Source organism: Scandinavium sp. UTDF21-P1B (assembly GCF_040750395.1).
Classification (GTDB): domain Bacteria; phylum Pseudomonadota; class Gammaproteobacteria; order Enterobacterales; family Enterobacteriaceae; genus Scandinavium.
Map to the genome: position 1 here is coordinate 169066 of NZ_JBFLVD010000014.1, position 22539 is coordinate 191604.

A 22539-nucleotide genomic window follows, 5' to 3' on the forward strand; every position below is an offset into this window, starting at 1 on the left:
TGATGGTCCTCTCCCTGGAAGGGAGAGGGAGCAAATTATTCCCTCTCCCCTTTGGGGAGAGGGCTAGGGTGAGGGGCGTTGGCCGGGCGAGCGCATCAGCCCCGGAGCCTGCCACATCGACGTTGTCAGGCCGCTGTCCACCAGACCAAGCTGATCGGCATAGACCTTCTGCCACTTATCCTTCATGCCGTCGTAGAGCTCCCGGTGCGCACGATTCGGCGTAAACACCCGGCTCCAGCTCACCAGCTTTTCGCCCGCGCTGGCCATATCGGCATACAGCCCGGCACCCGCGCCTGCGGCGATCGCACAGCCCAGTGCGGTGGCTTCTTTGACTTCTGGCACCCGCACCGGTAGCCCGGTAACGTCGCTTAAAATCTGGCTCCACAGCGCGCCTTTCGAACCGCCGCCCGCGAATACCAGGCTGTCGAACTGTACGCCGGAGAACTGTGAAATCTGCGCCAGATTGCAGGCTGACACAATCGCCGCGTTCTCTTCGAGCGCGCGGAACAGCGTGGCCTTGTTGCACTTTTCGGGGTCGATGGAGAGGTTAATAAACGACGGCGCGGCGTGATACCACTGGCTGAAGTGCATGGCGTCAGAGAATATCGGCATCACGCCGTGAGAACCCGCCGGTACGCGGCTCGCCATCTCTTCGAGCAGTGCATAGGTATCGGTGCCGAGGCGTTCGGCAATCAGCTTTTCCTCAGCGCAGAAGGCATCGCGGAACCAGCGCATGGTGAGCCCGGTAAAAAAGCTTATCGATTCTGCCTGCACCATGCCGGGAATAACATGCGGGTTAACGCGGATGTTCATCGCAGGGTCGGTTCGCACTTCCGGCAAATTCACCACCTGCTGCCAGAAGGTGCCCCCGAGCACGGCCGTCTGGCCAGGACGCACCACGCCAAGCCCCAGACAGCCCAACTGTACGTCGCCACCGCCCATCACCACGGGTGTACCAGCCCGCAATCCGCACTGCTGCGCCGCGGCTTTGGTGACGCTGCCGAGCACCGTGCCGGTTTCTTTTACCGGTGAGAGCATATCCGCCCGCAGCCCGGCCATATCCAGCAGCGCGGGGCGCCAGTCACGGCTGAACAGATCCAGCATCCCGGTGGTGCCTGCGTTAGACGGGTCTACCGCCAGTTCACCGGAGAGCTTTGCCGCCAGCCAGTCGCTGATCATGGTGATGGTTGCGGCATTGCGATAGATATCCGGCCGATGGTGTGCCAGCCAGAGCAGGCGCGGCATGGCAGAGAGCGCCAGCGTCTGGCCGGACACGTCGTACACTTCGGATTCAAACCGGTAGTCGTGGATCTCTTTTAGCTCCGCCACTTCGCGACTGGCCCGGGCATCGACGTTGGCGCAGGCCCAGATGGCCTCGCCGTTGCGATCGTAGAGCACAATCCCTTCACGCATCGAACAGCAGGCGACAGACTGAATATCGGCGGCGCTGAGGTGGGCGTTTGCCAGCGCCTGGCGGATGCACTGGCAGGCGAGCTGCCAGTTCGTGGTGAGGTCAAATTCCATCGAGCCGGGAACGCCCTCGACGCTCAGGTGTTTCCACTCGGCCTGGCCGACCGCTATCTGGCGGCCTGCCAGGTCGAAAATCACCGCCCGAATGCTGCCGGTTCCTGCGTCTAACGCTAAAAGGTAACTCATGACGTGCGCCTCGCTGTTATCGCACGGCGCGCGGCGGTTACCCCGCCAGCGACAGCACCGCGCGTGCTGTTGTCTCTTCCGTTACCAGGCCATTAATGCGTTTGCCGGTGAGGGCCGCATAAATAGCCTGCGCTTTCTCTTCTCCCCCGGCGACGCCAACGATGGTCGGCAGCTGCGCCAGCTCATCGAGCGTGACGCCGAGCAGCTCGCGGTGGATCTCCAGTCCTTCAACCGGCTTGCCGTCTGCCTGGAGGAAGTAGCCCAGAATGTCGCCGACCGCACCTTTGCGGGCGAACATCAGCTGTTCTCCTTCGCTGATATAGCCGGAACGCAGGATCGTGGCGTCACGCCGCTGATCGATGGCGCCAATCCCGACGACCGCCGCGTCTGCCGCACCCGCCGCGAGGATCACATCCCGCACGCTGGATTCACGCCGCAGGATCTCTGCCACCTCCGGCGACGAGACCCGCAGCGGGGCAGGGATCATGCTGACGCTGCACGCCGCATCTAACTGCCCGATGCCGGTCATATACGGCCCGACGCCGCCGGAGAGCGTCACCAGGCGGATCTGCTGAGAGCCGATAAAGCCGCTCAGGTGCTGAATACAGCTCATGGTTGCTTCGCCGAACCCCACCGCCAGCAGCTGGCCTGGCTCAAGCACGCCCATCAGTGACTGCGCGGCACCTACGCCTAACCGCGTGTTCATCGGCGGAGTGTTCAGCGCTGGCAACACCCGGGCAATTTTGAGCCCGAAGCGCTGCTGCAGTTCGGTTTCCAGCGCCAGGCAACCCTCGTAGCGGGAGTTGATCTGCACGCGGATCACGCCGGACTGGCGCCCTTTTTCCAGCAGCCGGGAAATCTTCAGCCGCGGCAGGCCGAGCCGCTCGCCAATGTCGTTCTGGGTCAGACCGTCGTGGTAGTAGCACCAGGCCACCCGCGCCACCAGTTCTTCCTCCGCCAGCGCCAGCCCGGCGTAGCGGCCCTCTTCGATGCGTTTTTCGCTCATAAAGTGAACTCTTATAAAAATCTAGATCATATGTTCGCAGTTGCGCGGACTGAAAGTGTGAAGCCACTGGCAAAACAGATCTTTCATTGCTCATCGACTTTGCAGGGCGATGAAAACGCCAAAACTGTGATCCTTGCACGGTTGTAAATATAGTTCAGGGTCTACGCTTTTGAACATTATTAATTTAAAAAATCATTTGTTCAACCGAGGCGTGACGATGAAGCCACTGATTGAAGCCCGCAGCATTCGCAAAAAGTTCTCCGGTATCGCCGTGCTGAAGGGCATTGATTTCACGCTTTTTTCTGGTCAGGTGCATGCGCTGATGGGCGGCAACGGGGCGGGAAAATCCACGCTGATGAAGATTGTCGCCGGGGTGGAAACGCCGGACGAGGGTGAACTTCGGATAAACGGTAAACCTTTTGCGCGGCTCAAGCCCGGCCAGGCTCACCAGCTCGGCATTTACCTGGTGCCGCAGGAGCCGATGCTGTTTCCGAATTTGACCGTGCGGGAAAACATTCTCTTTCGTCTGCCGCGTGAGGCGAATCTCGATCAAAGGCTGGCGGAGAAATTACAGCAGCTGAACTGCCAGCTGAATTTGCAGGCCACCGCCGGCACGCTGGAGGTGGCGGATCAGCAGATGGTTGAGATCCTGCGCGGGCTGATGCGCAACGCGCAAATTTTGATCCTCGACGAACCCACTGCGTCATTAACGCCCGGCGAAACGGATCGGCTGTTTCGGCAGGTTCGGGCATTACAGGCACTGGGCGTCGGGATCGTCTTTATCTCCCACAAGCTGCCGGAGATCCGCGCGCTGGCGAGCCACGTATCGGTGATGCGCGACGGCGCGGTGGTGTTAAGCGGCGCGACAGCCGATCACAGCGATGCGCAGCTGATCGCCGCGATGACGCCCGCCAGCCGCGACAAATATCTGAGCGACACGCAAAAGCTTTGGCTGGCGCTGCCGGGCAACCGCCGCACCCAACCGCAGGATTTTCCCGTTCTGCGCGTGGAAGATCTGACCGGGGAAGGTTTTATCGATCTGAATCTGGAGATCCGTGCCGGTGAGATCGTTGGCCTTGCGGGGCTGGTTGGCTCCGGGCGCACGGAGCTGGCGGAAACGCTGTACGGCCTGCGCCCGGTGCGCGCCGGGCGAATCTGGCTGGAAAACCGCGATATCAGCGGCGACAGCACCCGCGCGCGGCTGGCAAGCGGGCTGGTTTATCTGCCGGAAGACAGACAGGTTTCGGGGCTGTTTCTCGATGCGCCCGTTCGCTGGAACACGGTGATGTTCAATCAGCCTTCGCTGTGGCAGGAAAACAAACGTGAGGCAGCGGTGGTGGAACGCTATCACCGGGCGCTGGGCATCAAGCTCAACAATGCCGACCAGCCGGTGCGCACGCTCTCCGGCGGTAACCAGCAGAAGGTGCTGCTGGCTCGCTGTCTGGAAGCGAATCCTTTACTGCTGATCGTCGATGAGCCAACGCGCGGCGTGGACGTTTCCGCTCGTGCCGATATCTATCAGCTGCTGAAAAGCGTGGCGGCGCAAAACGTGGCGGTGCTGATGATTTCCAGCGATCTTGATGAATTTCCGGGGCTGGCAGATCGGGTGCTGGTGATGCATCAGGGCCGCATGAGTGGCGAACTAATGAGGCAGGCGGTGAGCGTCGATCGGATGATGACCCTGGCCTTCGGAGGGCAGGCATGAAAACCTTGCTGAAAAACCGTGAACTGAGCGCGTTCCTCGCCATTCTGGCGCTGTTTGCCGTGCTGGTGGCGCTGAATCCGTCCTACTTCAGCCTGCAAACCCTGGCGATGATTTTTTCCAGCTCGCAGATCCTCTGCCTGCTGGCGCTGGGGGCCGCGCTGGTGATGCTGACGCGTAATATTGATGTTTCGGTCGGTTCCACCGTTGGTCTGAGCGCGATAGCCGTCGGCGTGGCGCTTAACAACGGCTACGGCCTGCCGGTCGCTATCGCCTTTGCGCTGGGGATTGGCGCGCTGGCGGGCGCATTCAATGGCCTGTTAGTGGTGGGCTTTCGCATTCCGGCGATCGTCGCCACGCTCGGCACGCTGGGGCTGTATCGCGGCATTATGCTGTTGTGGACCGGCGGCAAGTGGATTGAAGGCCTGCCGGACAGCCTGAAATCGCTATCGGAACCGGCGCTTATCGGCATTTCACCGCTCGGCTGGCTGGTACTGGTCTTGCTGCTGGCGGGCGCGTGGACGCTGGCACGCACCACCTTTGGCCGTGATTTTTATGCGGTGGGCGATAACCTTGCCGCCGCACGCCAGCTGGGCGTTGGCGTGAACCGTACGCGAATGCTGGCCTTCACCTTCAATGGCATGCTCGCCGCCTGTGGCGGGATTATCTTTGCCGCACAGATTGGCTTTGTGCCGAACCAGACCGGCAGCGGGCTGGAGATGAAGGCCATTGCTGCCTGCGTGCTTGGCGGCGTGTCGCTGCTCGGCGGCACCGGCACGCTGATTGGCGCCTTCCTCGGCGCGTTTTTCCTGACCCAGATCGACACCGTGCTGGTGCTGTTCAGGCTCCCGGCCTGGTGGAACGACTTTATCGCCGGGCTGGTGCTGCTTGGCGTGCTGGTTCTGGACGGACGGCTGCGTCAGGCGCTGGCCCGCCATCAGCGGGCGCAGAAGTACAGCCGGTTTCAGCCTGGCAACAAAGGCGGCAAGAACGTCGCCCCGTTTCCCAAACGTAAAAGCAAAGAGGTGGCGTAAATGAAGCTCAACTGGGAAAGCGCGCTGCTGATTCTGCTGGTGCTGGAGATTGCTTTGTTCGGGGCGCTGAACCCGCGCATGCTGGACGCCAATATGCTGCTGTTCAGCACCAGCGATTTCATCTGTATTGGCATTGTCGCGCTCCCGCTGACGCTGGTGATCATCAGCGGGGGAATAGACATTTCGCTTGGCTCAACCATTGGCCTGTGCGCGATCGCGCTGGGCGTGATGATGCAGGCGGGCTGGCCGATGAGCGTGGCGATACCGCTCACTTTACTGCTCGGCGTGCTGTGCGGGCTAGTGAACGCGGCGCTTATCCATTACACCGGCATTAGCCCTTTGGTCATCACGCTTGGCACGCTTTATCTCTACGGCGGTGCGGCGCTGCTGCTTTCCGGCATGGCCGGGGCGACGGGCTATGAGGGCATCGGCGGCTTCCCGGACAGCTTCACCGCCTTCGCCAACCTGACGCTGCTTGGCCTGCCGGTGCCGCTGGTGCTGTTTATCGTTATTACCTTTTTCTTCTGGCTGCAGGCCCACCGTGGGCGCTTCGGGCGCCATCTCTTTTTGCTTGGGCAAAACCCGCGCGCGGCGCGCTATGCGGCGCTTTCCGTTAACGGTATGCCGTACGTTCTGTACGGCCTGGTGGGGCTGGCATCCGCGATTGCCGCGCTGGTGCTGGTGTCCTATTTCGGCTCTGCCCGTTCGGATTTAGGTCGCGATTTGTTAATGCCCGCGCTGACCGCAGCGGTGCTCGGCGGGGCCAATATTTACGGCGGTTCCGGCTCGGTTATCGGGACGGCGCTGGCGGCGCTGCTGGTGGGGTATCTGCAGCAGGGTTTACAGATGGTCGGTATTCCCAACCAGGTGTCGAGTGCGCTTGCGGGCGCGCTGCTGGTTGTTGTGGTGATGGGGCGTTCGCTGAGTCTGCATCGTGAAGGGGTGCGCACGGTGTGGCGTCGGCTTTTTTCGCAAAAAATATCCGGAGCATAAGATGAAAGCAAAACTGTGTGTGCAGCTGAGCGCCCTGGCGCTGGCAATGAGCGTGGTGACGGCGCAGGCGGCAGATCGCATTGCGTTTATCCCGAAGCTGGTCGGCGTCGGCTTCTTTACCAGCGGCGGCAACGGTGCGAAAGAGGCGGGCAAGCAGCTCGGCGTGGACGTCACCTACGACGGCCCGACGGAGCCGAGCGTCTCCGGCCAGGTGCAGCTAATCAACAACTTCGTCAACCAGGGCTATAGCGCAATTATCGTTTCGGCGGTGTCACCGGACGGCCTTTGCCCGGCGCTCAAGCGTGCGATGCAGCGCGGTGTAAAAGTGCTGACGTGGGATTCCGACACCAAACCGGAATGCCGCAGTATCTACATCAACCAGGGCACGCCGGAGCAGCTTGGCGGCCTGCTGGTGGATATGGCCGGGAAGCAGGTTACCAAACCTGATGCCAAAGTGGCGTTCTTCTATTCCAGCCCCACCGTTACCGACCAGAACCAGTGGGTGAAAGAGGCGAAGGCTAAAATCGCCAAAGATCATCCGCAGTGGCAGGTGGTCACCACCCAATTTGGCTATAACGACGCCACCAAATCATTGCAGACCGCCGAAGGCATTCTGAAAGCGTATCCGGATCTCGACGCGATTATCGCGCCGGATGCCAATGCGTTGCCTGCTGCGGCACAGGCGGCTGAAAACCTGAAGTGCCAGGGCGTGGCGATTGTTGGTTTCAGCACGCCGAACGTGATGCGCCCTTACGTAGAGCGCGGCACGGTGAAGGCCTTCGGCCTGTGGGATGTGGTGGAACAGGGCAAGATTGCGGTTAACGTCGCCGATCATTTGCTGAAAAAAGGCGATCTTAACGTCGGTGACAGCGTGGCGGTGAAGGATATCGGCGACCTGAAGGTCGAACCGAACAGCGTGCAGGGCTACCAGTATGAGGCGAAGGGCAACGGTATCGTGCTGCTGCCGGAGCGCGTGGTGTTCACTAAAGAGAACATCGGCAAATACGATTTCTGAGGGAGGGAACAATGGCTGATTTAGACGATATCAAAGACGGTAAAGACTTTGGGCTCGACCGCCCACAGAAAAACGTGCTGTACGAGCTGAAGGGCTGCGGCTCGCTGGAGTGGGGCATGCAGTCGCGTCTGGCACGCATCTTTAACCCGCAAAGCAACCGCACGGTGATGCTGGCCTTCGACCATGGCTATTTCCAGGGGCCGACGACGGGGCTTGAGCGTATCGACCTGTCGATAGCGCCGCTGTTTAGCGAAACCGACGTGCTGATGTGCACGCGCGGCATTTTGCGCAGCACCGTGCCTGCCGCAACCAACAAACCTGTGGTGCTGCGTGCGTCCGGCGGCAACTCGATTCTGAGCGAACTTTCCAACGAGTGCGTGGCGGTGACGATGGAAGATGCCCTGCGCCTCAACGTGGCGGCGGTGGCGGCGCAGGTGTATATCGGCAGCGAGTACGAGCATCAGTCAATCAGCAACATCATCAAGCTGGTGGATGCCGGAAACCGCTACGGCATGCCGGTGCTGGCGGTGACGGGTGTGGGCAAAGAGATGACGCGTGACGCCCGATACTTCTCGCTTGCCAGCAGAATTGCGGCAGAAATGGGGGCGACCTTCGTCAAAACCTACTTCGTGGAAGAGGGCTTTGAAAAAGTGACCGCCAGCTGTCCGGTGCCGATTGTGATTGCTGGCGGTAAAAAGCTGCCTGAGGACGAAGCGCTGGAAATGTGCTGGCGGGCCATCGACCAGGGGGCGTCCGGCGTGGATATGGGACGCAATATCTTCCAGTCCAGCGCGCCGCTGGCGATGCTGAAGGCGGTGAAAAAAGTGGTGCATGAGAACCTGAGCGCCCGCGAGGCGTACCAGTTCTGGCAGGAAGAAAAACAGGGAGAAGCCAAATGAACGTGACGCTGGTGGAGATCAACATCAAACCGGAACGCGTGGATGAGTTTCTGGACGTATTCCGCGCCAACCACGAAGGGGCGCTGACCGAGCCGGGTAACCTGCGCTTCGACGTATTGCAGGACCCGGAGGTGGCGACCCGGTTCTTTATCTACGAAGCCTATAAGGATGAGGCTGCGGTGCTGGCGCACAAGCAGACCCCACACTATCTGGCCTGCGTGGAGAAACTTGATGAGATGATGTCGGAACCGCGCAAAAAGCGGAGCTTTGTTGGGTTGTTGCCTGAGTAAAAAATGCCTGGTAGCTGATTGCCCGGTGGCGGCTATGCCTTACCGGGCCTACGGGATCCTCACTCGTAGGCCGGATAAGCGCAGCGCCATCCGGCAATGGCCAAGTGCGTGCAGAAAAAGCCCGGTGGCGGCTATGCCTTACCGGGCCTATGGGATCCTCACTCGTAGGCCGGATAAGCGCAGCGCCATCCGGCAATGACAAATTGCGCGCAGAAAAAAGCCCGGTGAGTGTCAAATCTCACCGGGCTTTTTGTTGGCTATCCTCAGGCTTGCTCCACGGAGACCCGCAGTGCAGCCAGTGCTTTACCCGTCGCTTTCAGTACCTGCTCACATTGCTCAACGGTGAGCGTCAGAGGGGGTTCAATGCGAATGGTTTTAGCGTTGTTCAACGTGCCCGCCACCAGAATACGCTGGCGGAACATTTCGCTCGCAAAGCTGTAGCCGATCTCGTTATCAACGAACTCGATGGCGATCAGCAAGCCTTTCCCGCGCGCTTCCTGCACCAGATCCGGGTATTCACGCGCCAGCAGACGGAAGCCGTCCAGCAGCATGTCACCTTTCTGTTCCGCCTGAGCGGGCAGGTTCTGTTCCAGCAGCACGTTGATGGTTGCCAGCGCCGCCGCACAGGCCAGCGGGTTGCCGCCAAAGGTGGTGGTGTGCAGGAACGGGTTGTCGAACAGCACCGAGAACACTTCTTCGGTCGCTACCGTGGCACCAATTGGCATCACGCCGCCGCCAAGCGCCTTGGCAAGACAGAGAATGTCCGGCTGCACGTTTTCATGTTCGCAGGCGAACATTTTGCCGGTGCGGCCCATCCCGGTTTGTACTTCATCGAGTATCAGCAGCGCGCCAAACTCATCGCAGAGCTTACGCACGGCGGGCAGATAGCCCTGCGGTGGCAGGATCACGCCGCCTTCGCCCTGGATGGGTTCCAGAATGATGGCTGCCACGTCGTCCCCGGTCTTTTTGCATTCGCTCAGCACGGTGCGCATGGCGTTGATGTCACCGAACGGCACATGACGGAAGCCTGGCAGCAGCGGCATAAACGGCTTGCGGAAATTCGCTTTTGCCGTGGCCGACAGTGCGCCAAGGGATTTCCCGTGGAACGCGCCGCTGGTGGCGATAAAGGTGAACTTGCCGCGCGGTGACTGGTACGCTTTGGCAAGCTTGATGGCCGCCTCTACGGACTCGGTGCCGCTGTTGCTGAAGAAACTGTATTTCAGCTTGCCCGGCGTCAGTGCCGCGAGCGTTTTCGCCAGCATCGCGCGAAGCGGATCGAGCAGTTCCTGGCTGTGAAGCGGTTGTTTGGCGAGCTGATTCTGTACGGCGGAAACGACTGTTGGATTACGGTGCCCCACGTTGAAAATCCCGAATCCACCCAGGCAGTCGACGAACTCCTGTCCCTGGGTGTCGACAAGCGTATTCAGACTGCCCGCTTGCCACTCTACGGCTCCGTAATCCCCGCCGGCGGTAACAGATTTGCGATATTCCAGAAAACCTGGATTCACGTGCTCTTTAAAGTACTCCCGGACCTCCTGGTTGAGTGATTTCATCTCATCATGATCGAGCGTGCGCTTCTCAATGAGGTTCAATGCGTGCGCTGTGCAGGCCAAAGCCGATGCGCTGGAAGGTAACCTGTTCAAAATATGCTCCTGGCGATCGCGTATCACATGATACTGATTTAAGTATTGCAGGGATTACGCCAGCCGGGAGCGGACCGCGAAAATCGAGATAAACGGCTGTGGAGGGCGCTATGTTACAAAATTTAATCATTTCTATAACACTGTGACGTGTTTTACTCCTGAGCTTTCAGCATATGTGCGGTCATTATATTGAACGGTTGCACTGCACTGGTGCAGAGGTTGCACCGTGAGAGGGATGGCCTACGAAAATCAGGGTTTAAACGCAAATTGCGATCTGTATCAACTTTAACAATTAAAGTAAAAGTGGTTATCGCCGAAATAACAATTAAGAGAAAAATTAATAACCATCGAATCAGCCAAGGACGCGTTTAATGTCACCTCCACTGACCGTCACGCAGCGTGATTATACGCTTGACGATGACACCACGTTGATGTCCACCACCGATCTGCAAAGTTACATTACCCACGCTAACGACACGTTTGTTCAGGTCAGCGGCTACCGCCTGGAGGAGCTAACCGGGCAGCCGCACAACATGGTGCGTCACCCGGATATGCCAAAAGCCGCCTTCGCCGACATGTGGGCCACGCTGCAACAGGGCGAGCCATGGACCGGAATCGTCAAAAACCGCCGCAAGAATGGTGACCACTACTGGGTGCGTGCCAACGCCGTGCCGCTGGTACGCAATGGTAAAATCAGTGGTTATATGTCGATTCGTACCAAAGCGCAGCCTGAGGAAATAGCGGCCACAGAGTCGTTGTACAAAGCGCTCAATGAAGGCCGCTGCACGAAGCGCGTGCGTAAAGGGCTGGTGGTGAGCAAGCGCTGGTGGGGGAAATTACCGGGTATGCCGCTGCGCTGGCGAGTACGTGGCGTGATGGGGCTTACCTGGCTGGCGCTGACGGCGGTGCTGCTCAGTACCGGCGCGCACTGGCTGGCGTGGCTTGTCAGTTCGCTAATGCTGCTGGCGGGTAACGGGTTTATTCAGTGGCAAATTGTGCGCCCGGTAGAGAACGTGGCACGTCAGGCGCTGAGCGTGGCGACCGGCGAGCGAAACAGCGTCACCCACCTCAATCGCAGCGACGAGCTTGGGCTGATTCTGCGCTCGGTCGGTCAGCTTGGGCTGATGTGTCGCTGGCTGATTCATGACGTCTCCGGTCAGGTGGCGAGCGTCCGGCAGGGCAGCGAAACGCTGGCTCAGGGCAACAGTTCGCTGAACGAAAGGACCCGCCAGACCGTGGAGAACGTCCAGCAGACGGTGGCCACCATGAGCCAGATGGCAGCGTCGGTGCAGAACAATGCTGAGACCGCCGCGGCGGCGGATAAGTTGTCGAACGCGGCAAGCGCGGCGGCCACTCAAGGCGGGCAGGCGATGCACACCGTGGTGAAAACCATGGATGAGATTGCCGACAGCACCCAGCGGATTGGTTCGATCACCAGGCTCATCAACGATATTGCCTTCCAGACGAATATTCTGGCGCTGAATGCGGCGGTTGAAGCAGCGCGCGCCGGGGAACAGGGCAAAGGCTTCGCGGTAGTGGCAGGCGAAGTGCGCCATCTGGCAAGCCGCAGCGCGAGCGCGGCCAATGACATCCGCAAGCTGATCGATGCCAGCGCCAGCAAAGTGCAGTCCGGCTCCGATCAGGTTCATGCTGCCGGAAAAACAATGGACGACATTGTGAGCCAGGTGCGCAACGTTACCGGACTGATTGCGCAGATTAGCCTCTCGACATCAGAGCAGGCGACGGGGCTGGCGGACCTGACCCGCGCCGTGGCGGAGCTGGATGCCATCACCCTGAAAAATGCAGGGCTGGTTGAGGAGAGCGCGCATGTCTCGGCGATGGTGAAACACCGCGCCGGACGCTTACAGGATGCCGTGGCGGTGCTGCACTGATCGCACAAGCTGCCCTTTTGTGTTTTGTTGCAAATCATTATCATTTGCGCTTAATGACAATAACAGACTAAAAGAGGCTTACCGATGGCGACCCTGACCGAAAAAAAATACCCGAAGCGCGTGCGTAACGAGCTGCGCTTTCGTGAGCTGACCGTGCTGCGAGTGGAGCGCATCAGCCAGGCGTTCCAGCGTATTGTGCTGGGGGGCGAGGCGCTGGAAGGCTTCACTTCAGCCGGATTTGACGATCACACTAAGCTGTTTTTCCCGGAGTCGGGCAGCCATTTCACCCCGCCGACCGTCACCGACGAAGGCATTATCTGGGTGGACGACGTGCGCCCGCCAACGCGTGACTACACCCCACTGTATAATGCGGAGCGTCATGAGCTGGCCTATGACTTCTTTATCCACGACGGTGGAGTTGCCAGCCAGTGGGCAATGGCGGCGCAAGTGGGTGACAAGCTCACCGTCGGCGGTCCGCGTGGTTCACTGGTGGTGCCGGAAGATTATGCGTGGCAGCTTTATGTCGCTGATGAATCCGGCATGCCCGCGCTGCTGCGTCGCTTCACGGCTCTCCGCCAGCTGGCGAATCGCCCGCAGGTGAGAGCGATTGTCACCGTCGCGAACGCGGCGTATCAGGATTATCTCGCCGATTGTGGCTTTGAGATCGACTGGGTGGTAGGGCACAGTGCAGAAGCAGTAGCGGAGAAACTGGCGGCGTTGAACGTGCCGGAGGAAGATTATTTCCTGTGGTTTACCGGCGAGGGCACGGTGGTGAAATCGCTGCTGGATGAGTTTGTCACGGAAGAGATTGATCCGCAGCTGGTGCGTTCACAGGCTTACTGGCATCAAAAGTAACAGTTTCCCCTCACCCCGGCCCTCTCCCCAAAGGGGCGAGGAGGAAAACCAAACATCCGCTCCAGACAGTTCCCTCTCCCCTCCGGGGAGAGGGTTAGGGTGAGGGGTTGTCACCTGACTCACGCCACCTCATCAAATCCCGCATCGACAATCTGCTTTTCCAGCGTGCGAATGGTGTTGCTCATCGCTTTCTCCTGTTGCCGGAAATAGCCTTCCGTGTCACGAAGCGTGGTGACTAACTGCCACGCACCTTCTTTTTCCAGACCCGACAGCTCCAGATGCAGAGCCTGAATCTGCCGACGCATTTCGTTGATGCGCTGGCGTAACGGTGCCAGCTCGTTGAGACGAGCACTCGCCATTTCTGGCTGCTGACCCTGCATAAGCCTGGCGAGGATCGTCCGCACCGTGGCGAGATCGCCGCGCTGACGGGCCTGGTTGAGCCTCACCATCAGCGTATTGGCTTCCGCTTTCAGCGCCTCGTCCACCAGATCCGGGTGGCACAGCTTGCTGGCCTGTCGCCACAGGCGCTTCAGCTCCTGGCGCTCGGATTCTGCCAGCCGCAGCTGGGCGGCCTGGTGCTGCTGGGCCTCCTGGTGGCGCTGGCGATACGATTCATAATCCTGGCTTGCGGCATCGGCCTGGCGGGCCGATTCTTCGGTGACGGGCTCACTGCGGCTGCCTTCATGCAGCTGACGACGCAGCATTTTCTCCGCCAGCACTTTACGCAGGCGCAGGATCTCCGTCATCAGCGGGCCGAGACGGGTCATATAGAGATCGTTGAAATCATCCAGCCGCTGAATGCGGGCGTTGCGCCGATCGACCAGATCCTGCAGCTCGGTCTCGAGAGTTTTCAGCTCCAGCTTGCTGGCGGCAATTTGCGGATCCTGCCAGGCCGTCAGCGCCCGCTGACTTTGCAGCCAGGCGCTGATGGCGGTGATGGCGTCGGCATAGCGGTGCTGCTCCAGCGCCTGCACGATCGCGGTGAGTGCCTCATCCAGTGGCTCTTTCTTCAGCCGGACAAGCTGGCTCTCGACGATGTCGTCGTCCTCCAGCTCAATCGCATTCTTGATGATTTCCAGCCGTTTAATGGGTTTATTCATGACGCGTAAGCTCTGCTTCCTGGCCTGCGGAGTGGCAGGCAGATTACCACTGTGCCCGGACGGCTGTCAGCGGATAAACGTCATTATAAATTGTCTTATTTCAGTCAGTTAACACTTCAACCTAATCTAAAACCTTAACCGCAACTGCCAGTCAAAAATGGCAAAGAGCCGGGTTAGCACATTGCGGCATAATCATATGCGTATTTTGTTGTTGAGTTCTTTGTGAAACTAATGCTACCGTCTGGACGTCTATAGCTCTAAACATCTAAAAATAATGATTGTACTTAACCAGATCCGCAAAATTTTTGACCACGGTAAAGCGCCCATCACCGCCGTGGACGACGTCAGCCTGACCGTCGACAAGGGGCAGATTTACGGCATCATCGGCTACAGCGGCGCGGGAAAAAGCACGCTGATCCGCCTGCTCAACGGCCTGGAAAAGCCGACTTCCGGCAGCGTGTTGATCAACGGCCAGAACATCGCTACCGCCAGGGGCGAAACGCTGCGCCGGGCGCGCCTGAAAATCAGCATGGTGTTCCAGCACTTTAACCTGCTGTGGTCGCGTACCGTCAGTGAAAACATTGCGTTTTCCATGCAGATTGCCGGGGCGCCGAAAGCGCAAATCAAGGCCCGCGTGGCGGAGCTTATCGATCTGGTGGGGCTGAAAGGGCGTGAAAATGCTTATCCGTCGCAGCTGTCCGGTGGGCAAAAGCAGCGAGTGGGCATTGCCCGGGCGCTGGCGAACAGTCCGGACGTGCTGTTGTGTGATGAGGCCACTTCGGCGCTCGATCCGCAGACAACCGATCAGATTCTGGATTTACTGCTCGATATCAACCGCCGCTTTGGCCTGACTATCGTGCTCATCACCCATGAAATGCACGTGGTGCGCAAAATCTGTGACCGTGTGGCGGTGATGGAAAACGGCAGAGTGGTGGAAGAGGGGGAGGTGATCCGCGTCTTCACGCACCCGCAGCAGCCGATTACCCAACAGTTTGTGCGCCAGGTGAGCCAGTACGCCGAAGACGACGCCTTTAACCCGGCGCTTGCGCAGGATTTGCAGGGCAGCGTGATCAAGCTGACCTTTACCGGACACAGCACGCACCAGCCGATTGTTGGCGAGCTGACGCTGCGCTATGGCCTGCCTTTTAACATCCTTCACGGCAAGATGACCCAGACGGCGCACGGCGTGTTTGGCCAGCTCTGGCTGCACGTGGTGGCAACGGAAGAACAGCTGAACAACATCCTCGCGGATTTGCAGCACAGCGATATCGACGGCGAGGTGATTAAACGTGGCTGATTTGACCCTGACTGAACAATGGTTCCCGCATCTGGATCTCGACTCGCTGTGGGCGGCCACTCAGGAAACGCTCTACATGACGGCGCTGTCCGGTGCGGCGACGTTTGTCCTCGGTATTGTGCTCGGGCTGGCGTTATTCCTGACAGCCAAAGGCGGCCTGTTCCACAACCGTGCCGTCTACGGTGTGATTTCGGTGCTGGTGAACGTGTTCCGTTCCATTCCGTTCATCATTTTGATTGTGCTGCTGATCCCGTTCACCAAGACGATCGTCGGCACCATTCTTGGCGCGAACGCCGCGCTCCCGGCGCTGATTGTGGGCGCCGCCCCGTTTTACGCACGGCTGGTGGAAATTGCCCTGCGTGAAGTCGATAAAGGCGTGATTGAAGCGACCCGCTCCATGGGGGCACGCCTGTCGACCCTGATTTTCCGCGTGCTGCTGCCGGAGTCTTCTCCGGCGCTGGTTTCGGGGATTACCGTCACCCTGATTGCGCTGGTGAGCTACAGCGCAATGGCGGGGGTGATTGGCGCAGGTGGCTTAGGCAATCTTGCGTATCTGGAAGGATTCCAGCGTAACCATAATGACGTCACCCTGGTGGCGACGGTGACCATCCTTGTCATCGTCTTCATCATTCAGTTCTGCGGCGACGTTCTGACTTCTCTTTTGGATAAACGATAATTCTTTGGGACCACACATCATGAAAAAAGCACTGACACTGATTGCCGCCGCCACCCTGAGTGCCCTGAGTCTCTCTGCGTGGGCTGATACCCTGACCGTAGGCGCGTCTAACGTACCGCACGCCGAAATTCTGGAGCAGGCGAAGCCGATTCTGGCGAAAGAGGGGATCGACCTGGAAATCAAACGCTTCCAGGACTATATCCTGCCAAACACCGCGCTGGCGGGCCGCGAAATTGATGCCAACTACTTCCAGCACATTCCTTATCTGAACAGCGTGCTGAAGGACCATGCGGGCGATAAAGAGTATGATTTCGTTAGCGCAGGGGCGATTCACATTGAGCCGATTGGCATCTACTCGAAAAAATACAAATCGCTGAAGGACCTGCCGGAAGGCGGAAAAATCATCATGCGTGATGCGGTGTCAGAAGAAGGGCGCATCCTTTCCATCTTTGAAAAAGAGGGCGTGATCAAGCTGAAGCCGGGAATTGATAAAGTCACGGCGCGCATCAGCGATATCGTGGATAACCCGAAAAAGCTGAAGTTCCTGCCGAACGTCGAAGCTTCCCTGCTGCCTCAGATGTATAACAACGACGAAGGTGATGCGGTGGTGATCAACGCCAACTATGCCATCGACGCGGGTCTCGACCCGGTTCACGATCCCATTGCCGTTGAGAGCGGTGAAAATAACCCGTACGCCAACATCATCACCGTGCACCGCGGCGACGAGAAGAAAAAGGATATCGTCGAACTGGTGAAAGTGCTCCACTCCAAAGAGATTCAGGACTGGATCCGTACCAAATACAAAGGTGCTGTGATTCCTGTGAATAACTGATTGCTCTTCTTTGGTCAGGGTTGAACACATTGCTTTAAGGTTCGGTGTGCACCCTCTCCCCGGCCCTCTCCCAAAGGGAGAGGGAGAAGGTCAAAGGCTGCACCGTGCAGTTCTCTCTTCCCGGGTGAGGGAGAAGGTCAAAGGCTGCACCATACAGTTCCCTCTCCCTTTGGGAGAGGGTTAGGGAGAGGGGAAATCGTCAACACAAGTCCCGTTCCAGACACTTCTTTACAGCACTCCCCTTCATCTGCCGCTAAGATAAGCCTCGAAAATCCCTGAGGCATTTATGATTAAACGACCGCGCAACGCTTTTCTTCTTGTCGCTCTGGCTTGTCTGGTGGTGCTGATTTGCACCGCGCAGCGCATGGCTGGCGTGCACGCGCTGGTGATGAATGCTTCTCCCGTTGCGCAGCAGACTGCCCAGCAAAACGTTACGCAAAGCAATGATACCGACGCGCCCGTTACGCCGTGCGAGTTAAGCGCCAAATCCCTGCTGGCGACGCCGCCGGTGATGTTTGAAGGTGCGCTGTTTGCCATTGCGCTGCTGATGGCGGTGCTGGCCGCCGTGCCGCAACGCCCGGAGCGGCTCTGGCCGCCGCGAGTCATTTCTCCTCCCCGTTTACGGGTGCATCTGCGATTATGCGTCTTCCGTGAGTGAGTGATTGCCTGACAGCTCAGGTTAATCAATCATTTACGGAGAAACATTATGCAAAACCTTTTCAGGCAGCTTCTGCTCTGCCTGCTCTGGCTATGGCTGCCTGTCAGCCATGCCGCCGATACGGGCTGGCTGCGCGCCGCCGATAACGATCATGCCAGCATCAGGCTGCGAGCTCAGGCTCAGCAGGCGGGTGATGCGCGTCTGCTGCTGGATGTGGCCCTCGAAAAAGGCTGGAAAACCTACTGGCGTTCGCCGGGAGAAGGCGGCATCGCGCCCGCCATTAAGTGGCAGACGCCGCTGGAGATGGACTGGCGCTGGCCGGTGCCGCAGCGGTTTGAGGTGGCGGGTATTTCCACTCAGGGCTACCATGGCAACGTAACGTTTCCGGTAACCCTGCGTGGCAAACTGCCTGAAAAGCTCAGCGGCGTGCTGACGCTTTCAACCTGCAGCAACGTCTGTATCCTGACCGACTATCCGTTCTCGCTCGATCTCAGCGCGCCAGCCGGGGCGGATTTCAGCTACGACTTCACGCGTGCCATGGGCACTTTGCCGCTTAAGGATGGCTTAACGTCGCAGCTTGAGGCGGGCTACGGCGCGGGCAAGCTGACGGTTACCGCAACCCGTGATGCGGGCTGGCAAAAACCGGAGCTGTTTATCGACACCCTGGCGGATACCGACTTCGGCAAGCCAAATTATCAGGTTGAAGGACAAAATCTCACCGTCACGGTGCCGGTCAGCGATGGCTGGGGTGAAGCCGCGCCGGAGCTGCGGGGTAAAACGCTCTCCGTTGTGTTAGCCGACAGCGGGCAGGCACAGGAAAGCCGTGTGAAGGTAGGCGAAGCCAGCATGGCGGACAACTCGTTTTCACTCGGCTGGGTGCTGCTGATGGCGCTGGCAGGCGGGCTTATCCTTAACGTGATGCCGTGTGTATTGCCGGTGCTGGCGATGAAACTTGGCAGCATCATGCAGGCACAAGGTGCCGATCGCCGCAGCGTGCGCCTGCAGTTTATGGCCTCGAGCGCCGGGATCGTCACTTCTTTCCTCGTACTGGCGCTGATGATGACGGCGCTGCGCCTCAGCAACCAGGCGCTGGGCTGGGGCATTCAGTTCCAGAACCCGTGGTTTATCGCCGGGATGGCGCTGGTGATGGTGCTGTTCAGCGCCAGCCTGCTGGGCCTGTTTGAAATCCGGCTTTCTTCGGGCGTGTCTACGTTCCTCGCCACCCGCGGCGGCAACAACCTGCGCGGGCATTTCTTACAGGGCGCATTTGCCACGCTGCTGGCGACGCCTTGCACCGCGCCGTTTCTCGGTACGGCGGTATCCGTTGCGCTACTCGCGCCTCTGCCGCTGCTGTGGGGGCTGTTCCTCGCAATGGGGATCGGCATGAGCCTGCCGTGGCTGCTGATTGCTGCCTGGCCGGGGCTGGCGTTGCATCTGCCGCGTCCGGGACGCTGGATGAACGTCGTGCGTCTGATTCTGGGGCTGATGATGCTCGGCTCAGCGCTATGGCTCGGCAGCCTGCTTACCGTGCATATCGGCCAGAAGCCGACGCTGGTGTTGCTGGTCGTTGTCACCGTTGCGCTGCTGCTCGGCACGCTGTGGCGCTGGGGCTGGCGCGTTGCCGCTTCTTCTTGCCTTGCTGTACTGATTGCGATTGCCGTGGCTTTTCCCCTGCTGCAGGGAGAACGCAAAAGCCTGATGGAAGATCGTATCGCCTGGCAGCCGCTCAGCGAGCAGGCCATCACCAAAGCGCTGGCGGAGAACAAGCGCGTGTTTGTCGACGTGACCGCCGACTGGTGCGTGACCTGTAAAGCAAACAAATTCAATGTGCTGCTGCGTGAGGATGTGCAGAAGGCACTAACGGCGGATGACGTGGTTGCCCTCAGAGGTGACTGGAGCCGCCCGTCTGACACCATCAGCGAATTTCTTCGTGCCCGCCAGAGCGTGGCGATCCCGTTCAATCAAATTTATGGCCCGGGGCTGGAACAGGGTCGCATTCTGCCGCCGCTGTTAAGCCGCGATGACGTGCTGCAAACCCTCACCGACGCCAAAGGACAATAACGATGCGTATTCTGACTTTTATTCTGCTGTTTTGTGTTTCAACCCTGAGCTTCGCTGCGGAACCGGATCTGGAAAATTTGCTCTGGAACGACCCGAATACACCTTCCATCGGCGCTGAAAAACCACGCCTGACGCTGGTAAGCTTCACCGATTACAACTGCCCGTACTGCAAGCAGTTCGACCCTGAGCTGGAGAAAATTGTCCATAAATACCCGGACGTGAAGCTGGTGGTGAAGCTGTTGCCGTTTCGCAGTGAAAGTTCGGCTAACTCAGCACGCATCGCCCTGACGGCCTGGCGAGAACAGCCGCAGCAGTTCTGGGCGCTGCACCAGCGGCTGATGTCGAAGAAGGGCTACCATGATGATGCTTCCATTCATGCGGCACAGCAGAAAACAGGGACGGAGGCTATCAAGGCGGACGGGCAAAGCGCTGAAACGCTGCAGATGAACCTTATCCTTTCCCAGGTGCTGGGCGTGCAGGGCACCCCGGCGACGCTGGTGGGCAAAACCATGGTACCGGGCGCTATCCCTTACGCAGATCTGGAGGCGCTGGTGAAAGAAGAGCTGGCGAAAGCCGATGCGAGCTAAGCTCAAACGCTGGCTGCGTGAAGGTGTGGTGCTGCTGTTTATCGCGGCAGCGGCAATGCTCGTAGTGGATCAGTTCCGCAAACCAACCCTGCCTGCGGCGTTCAGCGATACGCCATTGCAGACGCTGGACGGCAAAACGGTGAATCTGGCTGAGATGAGCCAGGATCGCCCGCTGCTGGTTTACGTCTGGGCAACGTGGTGCGGCGTGTGTCGCTATACCACGCCGTCGGTCGCGACGATGGCAGAACAGGGGGATAACGTTGTGACCGTCGCGCTGCGATCCGGCGATGACGCAACGCTCTCGCGCTGGCTGGAAAAGAAAAAATACGCCATGCCTGTGGTGAATGACGAACAGGGGCAGCTTTCCCGCGCATGGCAGATTCAGGTCACGCCAACGCTGGTGGTGATGTCGAAAGGGGAAGTGAAATCCGTTACAACAGGATTCACCAGCGGATGGGGAATGAAGTTAAGGCTGTGGTGGGCGGGGATATAACCGTTGATGGCATCAGGGAGGATGCCTGTTTTTCATCTCCATCAGTCTGCCCATTCACTACGGGATCTTATTTAGGGGGGAATGGGGAATGCTTTTGCTCCGTATTCTTCAGGACAATCTGTCGGCAGTTACCGTACCGTGCAGATATGTACGCAATAACGTCATGATTACCTTCATGGACATGTAGCATATGCTCCTGCTATTAATTAAGGTATAGCAATTTTGACATGATAATCTCTTGCCTGAGATTAACGAATTAATAATATAAAAATAAGTACTCAAAACGGTGGGGGGATTTATTAAACGGTTTATATGCCGGCGTTATAGAGACAAAGTGTACGATATCAATATTACCGCTGGCAGCAATAGGATAACTTATACTTGAATGTGTTTGTTATGATAACAGGGGCCAGCTTATTCGCGTGAAAATTCATGCGCTATGATTTCCTGATTTAACGTAAGATACCAGGGCCGCCGTTTTCTACTAAATAATATCATTATCCTGCATGCCACTGTTGATGGTATATCGATTTGGGCTTCATACAGACCCACTCATTAGCTATGCGCATTCAATAGATGCGAGCAACCTTTTACACAAGAAAAACTCTACCCTGACCCTGTAATTAACATACTCCTATTAGCAAAATGGCCTCAGTAACCTCAGGAAGTGTCAGCCCCGCCGGTTTTTGCATAGAGGTAACGTGCACGGGTAAAGTATGAGGTCTAATGATTGCCCTGCTTCTTCTCTCCAGCAACAAAATAAGTTCATCCCTGATGCTATCCTCCCCTGAACGGTGGATAATCGTTCAGGGCTGCGGCTTTCCGTAGCCTGTCTCCCCATTATTAATTTACTTCTGCTGTCCTGTCTTCCCCACTGGAAGGGCAATGTCTACCAGAGATCTACCCATAAACTGCTGGATGTGGTTTGGTTTCATTGTTTCATGAAGTGAATTTATAACATTAATATCAATAGGTTAAGTAATTTTTTAAGGTGAATGAAGATAACTTCAGAAGCTGGTCAGGGTTTGATCAGAATAATGAAGCTAACTTCATTTTAAAATAAACAGGAAGCTTATTATCTTGGTATTCAATTCACTCCATTACTTTCTTTTCCCGCAAGGGCGAAGAGGGGGAGAGTTCATTCATCGGTGCTGTGGAAATGCGTTTCGAATCGCTGGTAACTATTCTATGCATCGGAGGTGGCTACATTATTTTTTCGGGGGAAGAGACGGCGGTCTTCTCCTGAAACACCATTCATCCCGCCAGAGAAATGCATTATGGAAAACAAAGAATTTATTTTGAACGACAAAAAATTTATGTTGGTCAAATTACAAGCGTGGAACCGTCTGATGTTTGTCGCTGATTTACAAAAAGATGTTCTGACACCGCTTCTGGATAATCTGGGGGAAAAATCCCTTGATGGTATTTTTTCAGCTGTATCCGAACAGGGCGATAAACCAGATGTCATGAAGCTATTAAAATCACTGTCCAGTGTTATTGATAGCCGTAATTTAGAAAAGTGGGTAAAGAGAGTCCTTTCTGAGGGGATGATCGTTTATGTGAAAGAAGATGAGCAGAAAGTAAAACTGTCTTTCCATGAACTCACAAAACTCTTCTCGGCGCCTCAGGATATCATCATGCTGATGAAGGAGGCGATTGTATTTAATCTCGACGGTATTCTCGACATTATTAAAGGTATGGGAGGGGCAAAGGCGGATAAACCGCAAATAAGCTAAAGAAGAGCCAGGGAAGAGCGCTCTTCAGTGTATAAGAAAACACATCAACTCAGAAAAGGAAGAGGGATATTCCTGTGTGGTCTCTGGCGGGCCACCGCGTGTTTTCTTTTTTGC

20 protein-coding genes are annotated in these 22539 nt (G+C 57.7%); 16 read left to right on the forward strand and 4 right to left on the reverse strand.

The annotated features are described in order from the left end of the window. Nucleotides 1-63: 63 nt before the first annotated feature. Together lsrK and lsrR are read right to left on the reverse strand one after the other, a co-directional pair. Nucleotides 64-1656, reverse strand: coding sequence for an autoinducer-2 kinase (gene lsrK / locus AB1287_RS11580; RefSeq protein WP_435617847.1), 1593 nt, complete (start codon nucleotides 1654-1656; stop codon nucleotides 64-66). A gap of 37 nt (nucleotides 1657-1693) precedes the next feature. Beyond that, nucleotides 1694-2662, reverse strand: a complete 969-nt coding sequence (gene lsrR / locus AB1287_RS11585) for a transcriptional regulator LsrR (RefSeq protein WP_435617848.1) — start codon at nucleotides 2660-2662, stop codon at nucleotides 1694-1696. Between the two features lie 217 nt (nucleotides 2663-2879). Between lsrR and lsrA the strand changes: the two genes are divergently transcribed. Genes lsrA through lsrG form a run of 6 tightly spaced genes read left to right on the forward strand, consistent with a single transcriptional unit; the run spans nucleotide 2880 to nucleotide 8595 of the window. After that, complete coding sequence (gene lsrA / locus AB1287_RS11590; RefSeq protein WP_435617849.1) at nucleotides 2880-4367, forward strand: autoinducer 2 ABC transporter ATP-binding protein LsrA; 1488 nt, start codon at nucleotides 2880-2882, stop codon at nucleotides 4365-4367. Continuing rightward, complete coding sequence (gene lsrC / locus AB1287_RS11595) at nucleotides 4364-5398, forward strand: autoinducer 2 ABC transporter permease LsrC (protein WP_312625543.1); 1035 nt, start codon at nucleotides 4364-4366, stop codon at nucleotides 5396-5398. The genes lsrA and lsrC overlap by 4 nt, the downstream gene beginning before the upstream one ends. Then, nucleotides 5399-6391: an autoinducer 2 ABC transporter permease LsrD gene (gene lsrD, locus AB1287_RS11600; RefSeq protein WP_435617850.1), complete on the forward strand. Its 993-nt coding sequence runs from the start codon at nucleotides 5399-5401 to the stop codon at nucleotides 6389-6391. Nucleotide 6392: 1 nt separating this feature from the next. Next, a complete protein-coding gene (gene lsrB, locus AB1287_RS11605; protein WP_435617851.1) occupies nucleotides 6393-7406 on the forward strand; it encodes an autoinducer 2 ABC transporter substrate-binding protein LsrB in 1014 nt (337 codons plus the stop codon). 11 nt (nucleotides 7407-7417) lie between these two features. After that, nucleotides 7418-8305: a 3-hydroxy-5-phosphonooxypentane-2,4-dione thiolase gene (lsrF, locus tag AB1287_RS11610; RefSeq protein ID WP_435617852.1), complete on the forward strand. Its 888-nt coding sequence runs from the start codon at nucleotides 7418-7420 to the stop codon at nucleotides 8303-8305. Next, complete coding sequence (lsrG, locus tag AB1287_RS11615) at nucleotides 8302-8595, forward strand: (4S)-4-hydroxy-5-phosphonooxypentane-2,3-dione isomerase (RefSeq protein WP_435617853.1); 294 nt, start codon at nucleotides 8302-8304, stop codon at nucleotides 8593-8595. Before lsrF ends, lsrG begins: the two co-directional genes overlap by 4 nt. Nucleotides 8596-8858: 263 nt before the next feature. Here lsrG and ygjG read toward each other — a convergent pair whose 3' ends face one another. Continuing rightward, nucleotides 8859-10238: a putrescine aminotransferase gene (gene ygjG, locus AB1287_RS11620; RefSeq protein ID WP_312625551.1), complete on the reverse strand. Its 1380-nt coding sequence runs from the start codon at nucleotides 10236-10238 to the stop codon at nucleotides 8859-8861. Between the two features lie 371 nt (nucleotides 10239-10609). Here ygjG and AB1287_RS11625 point away from each other — a divergent pair, with 371 nt between their 5' ends. Both AB1287_RS11625 and AB1287_RS11630 read left to right on the forward strand, forming a co-directional pair. Next, a complete protein-coding gene (locus AB1287_RS11625; RefSeq protein ID WP_312625552.1) occupies nucleotides 10610-12130 on the forward strand; it encodes a methyl-accepting chemotaxis protein in 1521 nt (506 codons plus the stop codon). A gap of 84 nt (nucleotides 12131-12214) precedes the next feature. Beyond that, nucleotides 12215-12985 (forward strand): siderophore-interacting protein, encoded by a 771-nt coding sequence (locus AB1287_RS11630; protein WP_435617854.1) that lies wholly within the window; start codon nucleotides 12215-12217, stop codon nucleotides 12983-12985. A gap of 119 nt (nucleotides 12986-13104) precedes the next feature. Here AB1287_RS11630 and AB1287_RS11635 read toward each other — a convergent pair whose 3' ends face one another. Beyond that, nucleotides 13105-14085, reverse strand: a complete 981-nt coding sequence (locus AB1287_RS11635; protein WP_435617855.1) for a DNA repair protein — start codon at nucleotides 14083-14085, stop codon at nucleotides 13105-13107. 274 nt (nucleotides 14086-14359) lie between these two features. Here AB1287_RS11635 and AB1287_RS11640 point away from each other — a divergent pair, with 274 nt between their 5' ends. From AB1287_RS11640 to AB1287_RS11675, 8 genes are all read left to right on the forward strand, one after another. Further along, nucleotides 14360-15382 carry a methionine ABC transporter ATP-binding protein gene (locus tag AB1287_RS11640; RefSeq protein ID WP_435617856.1) on the forward strand — a complete coding sequence of 341 codons (1023 nt, stop codon included), beginning with the start codon at nucleotides 14360-14362 and terminating at the stop codon, nucleotides 15380-15382. A gap of 7 nt (nucleotides 15383-15389) precedes the next feature. Beyond that, nucleotides 15390-16058: a methionine ABC transporter permease gene (locus AB1287_RS11645; protein WP_097162287.1), complete on the forward strand. Its 669-nt coding sequence runs from the start codon at nucleotides 15390-15392 to the stop codon at nucleotides 16056-16058. 19 nt (nucleotides 16059-16077) lie between these two features. Next, nucleotides 16078-16890 carry a MetQ/NlpA family ABC transporter substrate-binding protein gene (locus tag AB1287_RS11650; RefSeq protein WP_312625557.1) on the forward strand — a complete coding sequence of 271 codons (813 nt, stop codon included), beginning with the start codon at nucleotides 16078-16080 and terminating at the stop codon, nucleotides 16888-16890. Between the two features lie 286 nt (nucleotides 16891-17176). After that, nucleotides 17177-17548: a copper resistance protein gene (locus AB1287_RS11655; RefSeq protein ID WP_435617857.1), complete on the forward strand. Its 372-nt coding sequence runs from the start codon at nucleotides 17177-17179 to the stop codon at nucleotides 17546-17548. Between the two features lie 48 nt (nucleotides 17549-17596). Then, nucleotides 17597-19609, forward strand: a complete 2013-nt coding sequence (locus tag AB1287_RS11660) for a protein-disulfide reductase DsbD family protein (RefSeq protein ID WP_435617858.1) — start codon at nucleotides 17597-17599, stop codon at nucleotides 19607-19609. 2 nt (nucleotides 19610-19611) lie between these two features. Then, nucleotides 19612-20196 carry a DsbA family protein gene (locus AB1287_RS11665; RefSeq protein ID WP_435617859.1) on the forward strand — a complete coding sequence of 195 codons (585 nt, stop codon included), beginning with the start codon at nucleotides 19612-19614 and terminating at the stop codon, nucleotides 20194-20196. Continuing rightward, nucleotides 20186-20689 carry a protein disulfide oxidoreductase gene (locus AB1287_RS11670; protein ID WP_435617860.1) on the forward strand — a complete coding sequence of 168 codons (504 nt, stop codon included), beginning with the start codon at nucleotides 20186-20188 and terminating at the stop codon, nucleotides 20687-20689. Before AB1287_RS11665 ends, AB1287_RS11670 begins: the two co-directional genes overlap by 11 nt. 1277 nt (nucleotides 20690-21966) lie before the next feature. After that, the gene (locus AB1287_RS11675) at nucleotides 21967-22425 is read left to right on the forward strand and encodes a phage tail assembly chaperone (protein WP_312625566.1); all 459 of its coding nucleotides are present in this window, start codon (nucleotides 21967-21969) and stop codon (nucleotides 22423-22425) included. Nucleotides 22426-22539: the final 114 nt, after the last annotated feature.

Coding starts and splice junctions, on each gene's coding strand:
- lsrK (WP_435617847.1), bottom strand. CDS start 1,656: ATGAGTTACCTTTTAGCGTTAGACGCAGGAACCGGCAGCATTCGGGCG.
- lsrR (WP_435617848.1), bottom strand. CDS start 2,662: ATGAGCGAAAAACGCATCGAAGAGGGCCGCTACGCCGGGCTGGCGCTG.
- lsrA (WP_435617849.1), top strand. CDS start 2,880: ATGAAGCCACTGATTGAAGCCCGCAGCATTCGCAAAAAGTTCTCCGGT.
- lsrC (WP_312625543.1), top strand. CDS start 4,364: ATGAAAACCTTGCTGAAAAACCGTGAACTGAGCGCGTTCCTCGCCATT.
- lsrD (WP_435617850.1), top strand. CDS start 5,399: ATGAAGCTCAACTGGGAAAGCGCGCTGCTGATTCTGCTGGTGCTGGAG.
- lsrB (WP_435617851.1), top strand. CDS start 6,393: ATGAAAGCAAAACTGTGTGTGCAGCTGAGCGCCCTGGCGCTGGCAATG.
- lsrF (WP_435617852.1), top strand. CDS start 7,418: ATGGCTGATTTAGACGATATCAAAGACGGTAAAGACTTTGGGCTCGAC.
- lsrG (WP_435617853.1), top strand. CDS start 8,302: ATGAACGTGACGCTGGTGGAGATCAACATCAAACCGGAACGCGTGGAT.
- AB1287_RS11625 (WP_312625552.1), top strand. CDS start 10,610: ATGTCACCTCCACTGACCGTCACGCAGCGTGATTATACGCTTGACGAT.
- AB1287_RS11630 (WP_435617854.1), top strand. CDS start 12,215: ATGGCGACCCTGACCGAAAAAAAATACCCGAAGCGCGTGCGTAACGAG.
- AB1287_RS11635 (WP_435617855.1), bottom strand. CDS start 14,085: ATGAATAAACCCATTAAACGGCTGGAAATCATCAAGAATGCGATTGAG.
- AB1287_RS11640 (WP_435617856.1), top strand. CDS start 14,360: ATGATTGTACTTAACCAGATCCGCAAAATTTTTGACCACGGTAAAGCG.
- AB1287_RS11650 (WP_312625557.1), top strand. CDS start 16,078: ATGAAAAAAGCACTGACACTGATTGCCGCCGCCACCCTGAGTGCCCTG.
- AB1287_RS11655 (WP_435617857.1), top strand. CDS start 17,177: ATGATTAAACGACCGCGCAACGCTTTTCTTCTTGTCGCTCTGGCTTGT.
- AB1287_RS11660 (WP_435617858.1), top strand. CDS start 17,597: ATGCAAAACCTTTTCAGGCAGCTTCTGCTCTGCCTGCTCTGGCTATGG.
- AB1287_RS11665 (WP_435617859.1), top strand. CDS start 19,612: ATGCGTATTCTGACTTTTATTCTGCTGTTTTGTGTTTCAACCCTGAGC.
- AB1287_RS11670 (WP_435617860.1), top strand. CDS start 20,186: ATGCGAGCTAAGCTCAAACGCTGGCTGCGTGAAGGTGTGGTGCTGCTG.
- AB1287_RS11675 (WP_312625566.1), top strand. CDS start 21,967: ATGGAAAACAAAGAATTTATTTTGAACGACAAAAAATTTATGTTGGTC.